The organism is Streptomyces sp. NPDC051664, assembly GCF_044453545.1.
Taxonomy (GTDB): domain Bacteria; phylum Actinomycetota; class Actinomycetes; order Streptomycetales; family Streptomycetaceae; genus Streptomyces.
Genome location: NZ_JBITCU010000019.1, coordinates 41,932 through 55,125, shown reverse-complemented (window position 1 = coordinate 55,125; position 13,194 = coordinate 41,932). Strand labels below are relative to the sequence as shown.

General features: G+C 70.4%; 8 protein-coding genes. 3 read left to right on the top strand and 5 right to left on the bottom strand.

What is annotated here, in order from left to right; all coding sequences use genetic code 11:
* Positions 1-63: 63 nt before the first annotated feature.
* Positions 64-1,182 carry a SchA/CurD-like domain-containing protein gene (locus ACIA8E_RS28545; RefSeq protein ID WP_399302170.1) on the bottom strand — a complete coding sequence of 373 codons (1,119 nt, stop codon included), beginning with the start codon at positions 1,180-1,182 and terminating at the stop codon, positions 64-66.
* 269 nt (positions 1,183-1,451) lie between these two features.
* Here ACIA8E_RS28545 and ACIA8E_RS28540 point away from each other — a divergent pair, with 269 nt between their 5' ends.
* Positions 1,452-3,080, top strand: coding sequence for an FAD-dependent oxidoreductase (locus ACIA8E_RS28540; protein ID WP_399302169.1), 1,629 nt, complete (start codon positions 1,452-1,454; stop codon positions 3,078-3,080).
* A 36-nt stretch (positions 3,081-3,116) separates the two neighbouring features.
* Here ACIA8E_RS28540 and ACIA8E_RS28535 read toward each other — a convergent pair whose 3' ends face one another.
* A complete protein-coding gene (locus tag ACIA8E_RS28535; RefSeq protein WP_399302168.1) occupies positions 3,117-4,640 on the bottom strand; it encodes an alpha/beta fold hydrolase in 1,524 nt (507 codons plus the stop codon).
* Between the two features lie 189 nt (positions 4,641-4,829).
* Between ACIA8E_RS28535 and paaK the strand changes: the two genes are divergently transcribed.
* On the top strand, positions 4,830-6,119 hold the full coding sequence (gene paaK / locus ACIA8E_RS28530) for a phenylacetate--CoA ligase PaaK (protein ID WP_399302167.1): 1,290 nt from the start codon (positions 4,830-4,832) through the stop codon (positions 6,117-6,119).
* 129 nt (positions 6,120-6,248) lie between these two features.
* On the opposite strand, the gene ACIA8E_RS28525 is transcribed toward paaK, so the two are convergent.
* Positions 6,249-7,757 carry an acyl-CoA synthetase gene (locus ACIA8E_RS28525; RefSeq protein WP_399302166.1) on the bottom strand — a complete coding sequence of 503 codons (1,509 nt, stop codon included), beginning with the start codon at positions 7,755-7,757 and terminating at the stop codon, positions 6,249-6,251.
* A 168-nt stretch (positions 7,758-7,925) separates the two neighbouring features.
* Here ACIA8E_RS28525 and ACIA8E_RS28520 point away from each other — a divergent pair, with 168 nt between their 5' ends.
* Positions 7,926-10,337, top strand: a complete 2,412-nt coding sequence (locus ACIA8E_RS28520; protein ID WP_399302165.1) for a penicillin acylase family protein — start codon at positions 7,926-7,928, stop codon at positions 10,335-10,337.
* A 52-nt stretch (positions 10,338-10,389) separates the two neighbouring features.
* Here the strand turns inward: ACIA8E_RS28520 and ACIA8E_RS28515 are convergent, their stop codons facing one another.
* Positions 10,390-11,940 carry an acyl-CoA synthetase gene (locus ACIA8E_RS28515; protein ID WP_399302164.1) on the bottom strand — a complete coding sequence of 517 codons (1,551 nt, stop codon included), beginning with the start codon at positions 11,938-11,940 and terminating at the stop codon, positions 10,390-10,392.
* Positions 11,937-13,046 carry a nitronate monooxygenase gene (locus ACIA8E_RS28510; RefSeq protein ID WP_399302163.1) on the bottom strand — a complete coding sequence of 370 codons (1,110 nt, stop codon included), beginning with the start codon at positions 13,044-13,046 and terminating at the stop codon, positions 11,937-11,939. Before ACIA8E_RS28510 ends, ACIA8E_RS28515 begins: the two co-directional genes overlap by 4 nt.
* Positions 13,047-13,194: the final 148 nt, after the last annotated feature.

Genomic DNA, 13,194 nt, shown 5'->3' with positions numbered 1-13,194 from the left:
CCTGGCGCAGTGCGCGTGATGGTGACGGGCTGAGCGAGAACCCCCCAGGTGCTGACGCGCGGCTCAGGACTCCGCGGCCCGCCGATCGGTGATCAGCGTCATCTCGGCATGCGTGATGAAGCGGGAGATCTCCCGGTCGTTCGTGGGGACGGCGTTGGCGTCCTCGTCGAGGAGGCGTCCGAGCCTGGCCACCTTGCCGGGTCCGTCGACACCGACCGCCTGGGCGGCCTGGGCGTCGAGCGGGCCGACGGCTTCGAGGAGCCGGACGACGATGTCGTCGCGCTGGAAGATGGTGCTGCTGTCGATCGGGCTCGTCGTGTCGTCGGCGGCCTCTTCGTCGTAGCCGGCGAGGAGCCGGGCGAGCGCCATGCCGCAGCCCTCCTTGGCCTGGTAGAAGAGCGCGTGCCGACGGATCTCGGCGGGGTTGTGCCGGCCCCTCGTCACGTGGTGGACCGTGGGGAGCGCCGCCCGGGTGAAGAACATCCGGGCGGAGTTGGGATCGGTGAGGTCCCGGTCCTGCTCCAGGTACGGGTTGATGGCTTCCTCGACGGCCCTGACCTCGGGCTGCCGGGAGACGTGACGCAGCGCCGCGAGGAGGTCTCCCTCGACCTCCACCGCCCGTACGACGCGGTTGCCGTGCATGAACAGCGAGGTCCGGCGCAGCCGGGTGTGCTCGTCGACCCGGGCCTGCGGTGAGTCGTAGTCGGCGAGGATCTTGGCGACGATCTCCTCGGTGCCCGGCCTGACGGTGAACGTGAGCGCGTGGCGGACCACACCGTCACCCAGCCGGGGCGAGGCCTGCAGGCCGCCCTTGGCCGACTCGGGCAACGCGTCGAACGCGCTGCCGGTCTCACGCAGGATGCTGTAGCGCAGCGAGCGGGTGTCGCGTACGCAGCTGTGCAGGGGCTGGACCGTCTTGACGTGTTCCTCGCTGTTGACCCAGGCGAGGAAGGGCGGCGCGCTCTCCCATTCGCTGGTGATGAGCCATTGGGAGGGGTTCTCGATCGACTGGCACAGCTGGTCGCTGATGTGTCCGGGGACGGATGCCACTTGGTTGCGCATGTCCTCATACGCCTCCAGGAATTGCTTCTGGGCTCCGTCGTGCAGATCGAGCAGCAGAACGATCCGCAGCCTGGAGCCGTCGAAGGCGGACTGCGAGATCCGTTCCGAGAGGGTGGTCATGGTTGCGCTCTCCTTCGAGACGGTGCGGTGGCCGTATCGGTCGGCCGGCCGTCGGTTGTCGAGTGGAATCGGAGCGGGGCTTCTCCCGGCGGATGTGTAGGGTCCGCCCCCGGACCGCGGGCATCTCTCCGTGACCGATCGTGAAACGCTGGTCCGGCTGACGCGAGATTTATGAACCGTTCAGGTGAGCAGCGCTCCGGCGGCCGTCCGAACGGCTCCCACAAGGGCATGGACAGTGCATCTGCACAGCGTCCTAGCGGGAGCAACTGATGAACGAGAACGTCGACCACCGCGTACCAGTCCTCATCGTGGGAGGCTCGCTGGTGGGCCTGTCCGCATCGCTCTTCCTCGGCAGGCTCGGCATCGAGCATCTGCTGGTCGAGAAGCACGCGGCCACCTCCACACATCCGCGGGGGCGCGGCAACAACGTCCGGACCATGGAGGTCTTCCGCACGGCGGGGGTGGAGCAGCGGATCCGGGAGGCAGCTTCGGTCCTCGCAGACAACCATGGCATCCTCCAGGCGGGCTCGCTGACCGGCGACGACCAGGAGTGGCTGTTCAAGGAGATCGACCCAGGTGGCGGACTCGCCCGGTTCAGCCCGAGCGGCTGGTGCCTGTGCAGCCAGAACGATCTGGAGCCGGTGCTGCTGGCCCAGGCCCGAGAGCAGGGCAGTGATCTGAGGTTCTCCACCGAGCTGCTCAGTTTCGACTCGAACGGGTCAGCGGTGGACGCGGTGCTGAAGAACCGGGAGACCGGTGAGCACACGGCCGTCCGCGCCGACTACCTCATCGCGGCCGACGGCCCGCGCAGTCCGATCAGGGAGCAGCTGCGGATCGGCCGGTCGGGCCCCGGCGACCTGTTCCACAACGTGAGCATCACCTTCCGGTCCAAGAAGCTCGCCGATGTGCTGGGCGACCGGCGGTTCATCGTGTGCTACCTCACCAACCCGGCGGCGGACGGCGCACTGTTGCCCGTGGACAACGAGCAGAACTGGGTGTTCCACGCACCGTGGAAGCCCGAACAGGGCGAGACCCTCGAGGACTTCACCGACGAGCGGTGCGCGGAACACATCCGCCGGGCGACGGGCGCCCACGACATCGATGTGGAGATCACCGGCAAGGCACCGTGGCACGCCGCGGAGCGCGTCGCCGACCGGTACGGCTCCGGCCGGGTGTTCCTCGCCGGCGACTCGGCCCACGAGATGTCCCCCACTGGGGCGTTCGGCTCCAATACCGGTATCCAGGACGCGCACAACCTCGCCTGGAAGCTCGCCGCCGTGCTGCGCGGCGAGGCCGGTCCGGGACTGCTGGGCACGTACGAGGCGGAGCGACAGCCGGTGGCCCGGGCGACGAGCGAGCGGGCCTCCGCCCGTTCCGCGGAGCACAGCCACCCCGGTTATGCCCCGCCTCCCGGTGCGGGCGGCGGGAAGCAGGGCGGCCTGCTTCCCGTGGCACTGGGCTACCGCTATGTCCGTGGCGCCGTGGTGGGCGCCGACCCCGAGCAGCCCGTGGTGCCGCGCGGATTGCAGCTGACGGGTGACCCCGGCTCCAGGGCCCCGCATCTGTGGGTCCGTCAGTCCGGTGAGCGCAAGTCCACACTGGATCTGTACGAGCGTTCGTTCGTACTGCTCTGCGACGGCGCGGATGCGGCGTGGCGTCGTGCGGCCGTGCGCGTCGCCGACCGGCTGTCGCTGCGGCTCGACGCGTTCGGCATCGGCTCCGGATCCGATCTGGAGCCGGAGAACGGGGCGGACTGGGCCGAGGCCCACGGTACGACCGCCGAGGGCGCGGTGCTGGTGCGCCCCGACGGCTTCGTGGCCTGGCGGTCGGCCGGTTCCGTGCCCGACCCGGAGGCGACCCTGCACGAGGTCCTGGCCACCCTGCTCAGCCGCGACTGACTCCCGCGGAGGCCGTCGGGACCCGTCGCCGACATCTCAGTCCATGCCGAACGACCGCAGCACCACCAGGAATTCGGCGGGGCGTGCGGTGTGGACGAGATGTCCGGCTTCGATGGTGACGAACCGGCAGTCGGGGATCTGCCGTGCCATCCGGGCGAGTTGATCCTGTGGGAGGTGGCTGCCGGGGCCTCCGCCGATGACGAGTGTCGGGGCGGTGATGTCGCCGAGGCGCTCACGGCCCGTCGGATCGGGGTCGTTGAGCTGGGCGTCGATCGACGGGACGACCGGCCAGTCGAAGTCGAGCTCCTGGTCCGGGCGTTCGGCAGGCGGACGGGGCGGGTCGAGCGGGATGAGCGTCGGGGCTTCCTCGATGACGAGTCTGCCGATCAGTCCGGGTTCCTGTTCGGCGAGCAGATAGGCGGCGGCGCCGCCCATCGAGTGCCCGACGACGGTGGCGCCGGCCAGATTGCGGGCCTCCATGAAGGCGTGCAGATCGTCGCGGAACAGCTCGAATGAATAGCGGCCGGTCCAGTCGCTGAGGCCGTGGCCGCGGAAGTCGAGTGCGTACACCCGGTGGTCGGCGGCGAGCTGTTCAGCGATCTCCGTCCAGTCCCGGCTGTTGCCGCCCCGCCCGTGCGCGAGGACGACGGGCGGTGCGGACGGATCGCCCCAGACGCGGTACGCGAGCCGTATGCCGCCGGCCTGCACGCTGTGCACCTCGGGGTCGAGGAACGCACGGACGGTGCGGACGAACCCGCCGGGGTCGTCGAGCCACGGGAAGTGCGCGGCCCCACGCTGCACGGCGAACTCGGCCTGCGGAAAGAGCGCGGCCAGTTCGGCGGCGCGGTCGGGGGTCGGTGCTGCGTCGTACTCCCCCGCCAGGACGAGCACCGGGACCGGCAGGTCGTGCAATGCGGCAACCGTGGCCGCCGTGTCGAAGGCGCCGTCCTGGTAGTAGACGGCCATCGCCCGGGCATTGCGCTGCGTCGCTTTCCCAGCGGCATGCGTCTGAGCTGCGGCGTCCCACCGTCCGTATGCGAACGGCTCGACCGCCGCCCACTGCTCGCTCCCGCCGCGTCCGGCCTGGATCTCCTTCAGTGCCGAGACTCCGGCCTCGTACCAGGGTTCGCCGCTGCGCAGCGCGAAGGCGTCGGTCCGGTCCTGGTCGGTCATCTCCACCCCGACGGCCCGGGCTCCCGGAGTGACGAGCGTGAGCGAGGCAAGCCTCTGCGGATACCGGGCGGCGTAGAGCTCGACCAGGTTGCCGGACGCGGAGTGCCCCAGCAGATCGATGCGCTCCAGGGCCAGGTGTACGCGCAGCGCCTCGACGTCGTCGACGAGGCGATCGCAGCGGTACGTCGCGGGATCGTCGGGCTCCGCGGAGTCGCCCGTCCCCCGCAGATCGAGCAGCACCAGCTGCCGGTGGGCGGAGAGCCCGCCCAGGTCGCCGAGGTAGACGGCGGCCTGCATCGGCCCACCGGGCACACAGAGCAGTGGCTCGCCCTCGCCCTGGAGGTGGTAGGTGAGCTCGGTCCCGTCATATGTGTGAAAGAACGGCATGCACGCCATCCAAACAGGCACCGCGCCGGGCTGCACCGGTGTTCGGTGTGAGCGTATCCGCACCGCGGTTCCACTCCGACCCGCACGATCGTGTCGCCCCCCTTGCCAGGTTACGGATCATCCTGAATTACTGCTCCCGTAACGATCGACCGAATGATCGGTCGTCTGCTCGGGACGAGGGAGATCGGGATGACGGCTCTGCTGGACGCGGCGGAACGGCTCGACCGCAAGGAGCTGGAGGCGCTGCAGCTGGAGCGTCTGCGCGCCACACTTCACCATGCGTACGACCACGTCGGCTTCTACCGTGCGGCGTTCGACGCGGCGGGGCTGCGCCCGGACGACTGCCGCAGCCTCGCCGACCTGGCCCGCTTCCCGTTCACGACGAAATCCGATCTGCGGGACAACTATCCGTTCGGCATGTTCGCGGTACCGGAGGACCAGGTACGGCGCATCCATGCGTCCAGCGGGACCACGGGCCGCCCCACCGTCGTCGGCTATACCGAGGCGGATCTCGACACCTGGGCGGATGTGGTCGCCCGCTCGATCCGTGCGGCCGGCGGCCGCCCGGGCCAGAAGGTCCATGTGGCGTACGGGTACGGGCTGTTCACCGGCGGACTCGGGGCACACTACGGAGCGGAGCGGCTCGGCTGCACAGTCATCCCCGCGTCCGGCGGCATGACTGCCCGCCAGGTGCAGCTGATCCAGGACTTCCGGCCGGAGATCATCATGATCACGCCGTCGTACATGCTCACGCTTCTCGACGAGTTCGAGCGGCAGGGCGTCGATCCGCGTACGACCTCGCTGAAGGTCGGGATATTCGGTGCCGAGCCGTGGACGCAGGAGATGCGCCGGGAGATCGAGGAGCGGTTCGCCATCGACGCGGTCGACATCTACGGCCTGTCGGAGGTGATCGGCCCGGGTGTCGCCCAGGAGTGCGTCGAGACGAAGGACGGACTACACATCTGGGAGGACCACTTCTATCCGGAGGTCGTCGACCCGCTGACCGGTGAGGTGCTGCCGGAGGGCAAGGAGGGAGAGCTCGTCTTCACCTCTCTCACCAAGGAGGCCATGCCGGTGATCCGCTACCGGACCCGGGATCTGACCCGGCTGCTGCCCGGCACGGCCAGGGTCTTCCGGCGGATGGAGAAGGTCACCGGGCGCAGCGACGACCTGGTGATCCTTCGCGGGGTGAATCTCTTCCCGACCCAGATCGAGGAGATCGTGCTGCGTACACCTGGGGTGGCGCCGCACTTCCAGCTCCGGTTGACCCGCGAGGGCCGGCTCGACGCGCTGACGGTGCGGGCTGAGGCGCGGGCGGAGTCGACGCCGGACCAGCGGGCGGCGGCAGCACTCGCGATCACGACGGCCGTCAAGGAGGGCATCGGGGTGTCGGTGGAGGTCGAGATCGTCGACCCCGAGACGCTGGAGCGGTCGGTCGGCAAGTTCAAGCGGATCGTGGACGAGCGCGGCGGGCGCTGAGCGCCTGGCGTCGGGCCGCCGGGGAGCCGGCGCCGCCGCCGGATGGGGCGGGTACCGCGGTGTTCCCGGCCGCTGCCCGGGCCGCCGCCGTGTCGGGGTCCGTCGCCGACATCGGCTGCGGCGCGATCGTCACCCGGGGAGCGCGAACCGGTCCCTGAGCTCGCGCTTGAGGATCTTCCCGCTGGCGTTGCGCGGCAGCTCGTCCACGAAGAGGACCCTCTTCGGGGCCTTGAAGTGGGCGAGCCGTTCCCGCACATGGTCGAGCAGCTGCTGTTCCGTGGCGTCGGCGCGCAGGACCACGACGGCCGTGACCGCCTCGATCCAGCGCTCGTCGGGCAGCCCGACGACGGCTGTCTCCGCGACGGCGGGGTGGGTGTAGAGGGCATCCTCGACCTGGCGGGAGGCGACCAGGACACCACCGGAGTTGATGACGTCCTTCACCCGGTCGACGACGGTGAAGAAGCCCTCCGGGTCCCGGACCGCGAGATCTCCGGAGTGGAACCAGCCGTCACGGAACGCCTCGGCGCTCTCCTCCGGCTTGTCCCAGTAGCCCTCGCACAGCTGCGGGGAGCGGTAGACGACCTCTCCCGCCGTCCCGTCGGGCACCTCCTTGCCGTGCTCGTCGACGACTCGCGCCTCGACGAAGAGCACCGGCCGGCCGCAGGAGTCCATCCGGCCCTCGTGCTCGTCGGGTCCGAGGACAGTGGCGAGGGGGCCGATCTCGCTCTGCCCGAAGCAGTTGTAGAAGGCGAGCGCGGGCAACCGCTCGCGGAGCCGTTCCAGCACCGGAACCGGCATGATCGACGCCCCGTAGTACGCCTTGCGCAGCCCGCCGAGGTCGCGGGTGGCGAACTCCGGGTGGTTGGCGAGGCCGATCCAGACAGTCGGCGGGGCGAACAGACTGTCCGCCTGCCCGGCCTCGACGAGGTCGAAGATCCGGCCCGCTTCGGGCGCGTCCAGGATGGTGTTCTCCGCGCCGACCGCGAGGTACGGCAGCAGGAACACATGCATCTGCGCGGAGTGGTAGAGGGGCAGTGAGTGGACGGGCCGGTCGGTGGGGCGCAAATCGAGGGCGGTGACCGCGCTGACGTACTCGTGGACGAGGGCGCCGTGCGTCATCATCGCGCCCTTGGGGAGCGCGGTGGTGCCCGATGTGTAGAGCAGCTGCACCAGGTCGCCGGCGGCCGGTTCGCGCTCGGCGGTGAAGGGGCGCGGGGTGGCGAGTTCACCGAGAAGGGAGTGCGGTGCGTCGCGCAGCGGACGTACGGCGAAACCCGCCGGGATCCGGTCGGCAAGGTCCGGATCGGTGAGGACGAGGGCGCTGCCCGACTGCTGCAGGATGTACGTCAGGTCGTCGCCGGTCAGGTTCTGGTTGACCGGCACATGGACGAGGCCCGCGCGGGCGCAGGCGAGGTACGCGATCAGGTACGCGTCGGAGTTGTGCGCGTAGGAGGCGACCCGGTCGCCGGGGTGCAGGCCGTGTCCGTCGAGGAGGACGGCGGCCGCGGTGCTGACCGCCGTGTCGAGGGCCCGGTACGTCCAGGACCGCTCGGCATACCGCACGGCGGTGCGCTCAGGAGTGCGCCGGGCGCTGCGCGTCACGACGCCGTCGACTGTGGAGCTGCGTACACCTGTCATGGCGTGATCCTGTGCGGCCGGGGCCCGGTGGTCAAGTGCGGATCCGGTGGTCAAGTGCGGATCCCGGCCGCGATGTTGACAGGGGTACGCGGCTGCTGGCTGAGTTGCGCGTGGCGTCTCGGAAGATCCGAGCAACCGCCTTTCGTGCACGCACAGTTGGGAGGACCCTTGCCCCTCCGAAACCGTCTGAGACTTCTCGCGGTATCCGGTCTCGCTCTGTTCACCGTGTCGGCGTCCCTGCCACCGGCCGCGGCCGGCCCCTCGCACGGCCGGCACCCGTCGGGCGGCGGGCTGTCCGCCGTGATCCGCTACACCGAGTACGGCATCCCGCACATCGTGGCGAAGGACTACGCGGATCTCGGGTTCGGCAACGGCTGGGCGCAGGCCGCCGACCAGGTGTGCACGCTCGCCGACGGCTTCGTGACGCTGCGCGGCGAGCGGTCGAGGTACTTCGGTGCGGACGCGGCGCCGGACGGCTCGCTGTCCTCCGCGACGAAGAATCTCTCCAGCGATCTCTACTTCCGTGGGATACGTGACAGCCACACCGTCGAGAAACTGCTCAAGGTGCCCGCTCCGGCGGGTCAGAGCCATGAGGTGAAGGAGCTGGAGCGCGGCTGGGCGGCCGGGTACAACGCCTGGCTGGCCCAGAACCGGATCACGGATCCGGCCTGCCGGGACGCCGACTGGGTGCGGCCGGTGACGGCCCTGGATGTCACGACCCGCGCCTTCGCGCTCTCCGTGCTGGGCGGTCAGGGCCGCGGCATCGACGGCATCACAGCGGCGCAGCCGCCGACGGGCGCGGCCGTGTCGCCCGGGGTCCCGCCCACGGACGCGGCGCTGGCCGCGCAGCGGCTGCTGTCCACGCAGAACGCGGACATGGGCTCCAACGCGGTCGCGTTCCGCGGCAGTTCGACGGCGAACGGGCGTGGGCTGCTGCTGGGCAATCCGCACTACCCGTGGCAGGGCGGGCGGCGGTTCTGGCAGTCGCAGCAGACCATCCCCGGGGAGCTGAACGTGGCGGGCGGTTCGCTGCTCGGTTCGGCGACCGTGTCGATCGGGCACAACGCGAACATCGCGTGGAGTCACACGGTCGCCACCGGTGTCACCCTCAATCTGCATCAGCTGACCCTCGACCCGGCGGATCCGACCGTCCATCTGGTGGACGGCCGGCCGGAGCCCATGGTGAAACGCACGGTCTCGGTGGCCGTGAAGGGCGGCGCCGCGGTGACCCGCACGCAGTGGTGGACCCGGTACGGTCCGGTCGTCACCTCGCTCGGTGCCGGGCTGCCGCTGCCGTGGACGGCGACCACCGCGTACGCGCTCAATGACCCGAACGCCACGAATCTGCGGTCCCCGGACACCGGTCTCGGGTTCAGCAGGGCCCGCAGCACCGCGGACATCCAGACCGCGTTGCGCCGCACCCAGGGGCTGCCGTGGGTGAACACCATCGCCGCCGATTCGTCGGGGCATTCGTTCTTCTCCCAGTCGCAGGTGCTGCCGAGGATCACGGACGAGCTCGCGCAGCGGTGCTCCACCCCGCTGGGGCGGGCGACGTACCCGTCGTCCGGGCTCGCGGTGCTGGACGGTTCGAGGAGCGACTGTGCGCTCGGTTCGGACCCCGACGCGGTGCAGCCCGGCATCTTCGGGCCGGGCCGGATGCCGACGGTCAAGGACGCCCCGTACGTCGAGAACTCCAACGACAGCGCCTGGCTGACCAACGCCGACGCTCCGCTGACCGGCTTCGAGCGGGTCTTCGGTACGGTCGCCGCGCCCCGGTCGATGCGGACCCGGGGCGCGATCGAGGATGTGTCGGCGATGGCGGCGAGGGGCCGGCTCACCGTCGGCGACCTGCAGGACCAGCAGTACGCGAACCGCGCCCCGGCCGGAGATCTGGCCGCGGCCGACCTGGCGCGCGCCTGCGCCGCGCTGCCCGGCGGGCGTGCCGTCGGCAGCGACGGGACAGCGGTCGATGTGTCGGCGGCGTGCGGTGTGCTTGCCCACTGGGACCGGAGGGTCGACACCGGCAGCCGGGGCGCGCTGCTCTTCGACCGGTTCTGGCGCAGGGCCACCGCGGTGCCATCGGCCGAGCTGTGGAAGGTACCCTTCTCCGCCGCGGACCCGGTCCGTACCCCGAACACGCTGAACACCTCGGCGCCGGGCGTCACTTCGGCGCTCGCCGACGCGGTCGCCGAGCTGCGCGCGGCCAGGATCGCCCTGGACGCGCCGCTCGGCGACCACCAAGGGGTCGTACGGAACGGGAAGCGCATCCCGGTCGGCGGCGGTACGGAGTCCCTCGGCATCTGGAACAAGACGGAGCCGGTGTGGGACACGGCAGGTGGCGGCTACACGGAGGTGTCGGCCGGCTCCAGCTATGTCCAGGCGGTCGGCTGGGACGGCTCCAGGTGCCCGGTGGCCCGGACCCTGCTGACGTACTCCCAGTCCTCGAACGCGAAGTCTCCGCACTTCAGCGACCAGACCGAGCTCTACTCGGGTGAGCGCTGGGTGACCTCCCGGTTCTGTGAGAAGGACATCGCCCGCTCGCCCGCGCTGCGGGTGGTGCGGGTGCACGAGCACCGGTAGTCCGCTGTGGGCCGGTACCCCGCCCGGAGATGGCAGGGTGCCGGCCCGTCGGTCACAGGGGCCGGCGGTGGCCTTCCCAGTACGGGTCGCGCAGCCGTCGCTTGTACAGCTTGCCGTTCGGGTCGCGTGGCATCGTCTCGATGAAGTCGACGCTCTTGGGGCGTTTGTACCCGGCGAGCCGCTGTGCGCAGTGGGCGAGGATCTCGGTGGCGAACCCGTCGCCCGGCAGGTGCCCCTCGGCCGGTTCGACGACCGCCTTGACCTCCTCGCCCCAGTCGGCGTGCGGGATGCCGAAGACGGCGGCGTCGGCGACCGCGGGGTGGGCGAGGAGGGCGGCTTCGATCTCGGCAGGGTAGATGTTCACGCCGCCCGAAATGATCATGTCGATCTTGCGGTCGCGGAGGAAGAGATAGCCGTCCTCGTCGAGGATGCCGAGGTCGCCGACGGTGAAGAAGTCGCCGATGCGGTTCGTCTCCGTCTTGGTCCTGTCCTTGTGGTAGCTGAAGCCGCCGGTGCTCATCTTCATATAGACGGTGCCCAGTTCGCCCGGCGGGAGGAGGTTGCCGTCGTCGTCGAAGACGGCGAGTTCGCTGATCGGCCAGGCCTTCCCGACCGTGCCGGGCTTCTTCAGCCAGTCCTCGGCGGTGGCGAACGCCCCGCCGCCCTCGCTGGCGGCGTAGTACTCCTCGACGCACCGCCCCCACCAGTCGATCATGGCGCGTTTGACGTGGTCGGGGCAGGGGGCCGCGCCATGGATCGCATGCCGCATCGAGGTGACGTCGTACCGCTCCTTCACCTTGTCGGGCAGGGCCAGTAGGCGGTGGAACTGGGTGGGGACCATGTGCGTGTGCGTGCAGCGGTGGGCGTCGATGACCCGCAGCATCTCCTCGGGAGCCCACTTGTCCATCAGCACCAGGGGGTGCCCGATGTGCAGGGCGGCGCCCGCGAACTGGAGTACGGCGGTGTGGTAGAGCGGCGAGCAGACCAGGTGGACGTTGTCGTCGAACGGCCTGATGCCGAAGATGCCGAGGAACCCGCCGAGATGGCTCTCCTCCGGGAGCCTGCCGGGCAGCGGGCGGCGGATGCCGCGCGGCCGGCCGGTGGTGCCGGAGGTGTAGTTCATGACCCAGCCGAGCGTGCGGTCGTCGGGCGGGGCGTCGGACTGCCCGTCGAGCAGTTCGGCGTAGGGACGGAAGCCGTCGACCTCGCCGACGGCGTACCGGTGGCTCGCGGGCAGCTTCGCCTCGTCCGCGGCGGCGGTCGCGGCGTCGGTGAACCGCTCGTGCGCGATCAGCACCTTGGAGCCGGAGTCGGAGACGATCCAGGCGATCTCGGGGCCGACGAGATGGTGGTTGACGGGTACGAGGTAGAGGCCGGCCTGGGCGGCGGCGAGGTAGGCGGTGAAGAACTCGACGCCGTTGGGGAGGACGACGGCGAACGCGTCCCCCTGCCGGAGTCCTGCCGCACGCAGCCCGTGGACCAGGCGGTTGGCAGCGGCGTGCAGCCGGCCTGCGGTCCAGGTCTGCCCGTCGGGCGCGACCAGGACCTTACGGTCGGGGTCGGCGGTGGCCTGGGCCCAGAAGCCGTTCGGCGGCTGGTTCATGCGACGCTCCGTCCGGCGATGCGGTTGATCCGGTCCACGGCGCGTTCGAAGCCGCTGGTCAGGTCGTCGAAGACGGCCTGCACGCTGCGTTCGGTGTTCATCCTGCCGACGATCTGGCCGACGGGGGTGCCGAGCAGTGCGCCGGTCTCGTACTTCTGGATGCGGGAGACGGCCTCGGCGACCAGCAGCCCCTGGAGCGGCATGGGAAGCGTGCCGGGTCCCGACGGGTCGTCCCAGGCGTCGGTCCATTCGGTACGGAGCTGGCGTGCGGGTTTGCCGGTGAGGGCGCGGGAGCGGACGGTGTCGCCGGATCCTGCGGCAAGCAGTTTGCGGGTCAGCGCGCGGGAGTGGAGGTCGGCCTCCTCGGTGGTCAGCCAGAGCGAGCCGAGCCAGACGCCCTGCGCCCCGAGGGCGAGTCCGGCGGCGATCTGCTCTCCGCTGCCGATGCCTCCGGCGGCGAGGACGGGGAGCGGTCCCACGGCGTCGACGACGTCGGGGACGAGGACCATGGAGGCGATCTCCCCGGTGTGGCCGCCCGCCTCGTACCCCTGGGCGACGACGATGTCGATGCCCGCGTCCGTGTGGTGCCGGGCGTGTCTGGCGCTTCCGGCGAGGGCGGCGACGAGAACGTCCCCGTCATGTGCGCGTTGCACGACGTCGGCGGGTGGCGAACCGAGGGCGTTGGCGAGCAGCTTGATGGGGTACTCGAAGGCGACGTCGAGCTGGTTGCGGGCGACCTCCTCCATCCATCCGGTGATCCGCCAGCCGGAGGCCTCGCCGTCGGCGAGTTCGGGGACACCGTGCTTGGCGAGGGTGTCCTGGACGAACTGGCGGTGTCCGGCCGGGATCATCGCCTCGACATCGGCCTCGGTCACCCCCTCCACCTTTCTGGCGGGCATGACGACATCGAGGCCGTACGGCTTGCCGTCGGTGTGCTCCTGCATCCAGTCGAGGTCGCGCGCGAGGTCGTCGGGGGCGGTGTAGCGGACCGCGCCGAGTACGCCGAACCCGCCGGCCCGGGTGATGGCCGCGGCCACCGCCGGGAACGGCGTGAAGCCGAAGATGGCGTGCTCGACTCCCAGTTTCTTGCTCAGCTCCGTCTCCATGGGCGGCAGGATGCCGCAGTCGGACATTCGAAGGAAGAGGTTTTCTGATGCAGTGTCAGATTCTTTGTGGCGCCGGGAGCCTCCGGGACAGCAGGGGTGACAGTAATCTCTGCGGCGGCAGGAAGTTTCACCACAGGACTGAATGACG

Coding starts and splice junctions, on each gene's coding strand:
- ACIA8E_RS28545 (WP_399302170.1), bottom strand. CDS start 1,182: ATGACCACCCTCTCGGAACGGATCTCGCAGTCCGCCTTCGACGGCTCC.
- ACIA8E_RS28540 (WP_399302169.1), top strand. CDS start 1,452: ATGAACGAGAACGTCGACCACCGCGTACCAGTCCTCATCGTGGGAGGC.
- ACIA8E_RS28535 (WP_399302168.1), bottom strand. CDS start 4,640: ATGCCGTTCTTTCACACATATGACGGGACCGAGCTCACCTACCACCTC.
- paaK (WP_399302167.1), top strand. CDS start 4,830: ATGACGGCTCTGCTGGACGCGGCGGAACGGCTCGACCGCAAGGAGCTG.
- ACIA8E_RS28525 (WP_399302166.1), bottom strand. CDS start 7,757: ATGACAGGTGTACGCAGCTCCACAGTCGACGGCGTCGTGACGCGCAGC.
- ACIA8E_RS28515 (WP_399302164.1), bottom strand. CDS start 11,940: ATGAACCAGCCGCCGAACGGCTTCTGGGCCCAGGCCACCGCCGACCCC.
- ACIA8E_RS28510 (WP_399302163.1), bottom strand. CDS start 13,046: ATGGAGACGGAGCTGAGCAAGAAACTGGGAGTCGAGCACGCCATCTTC.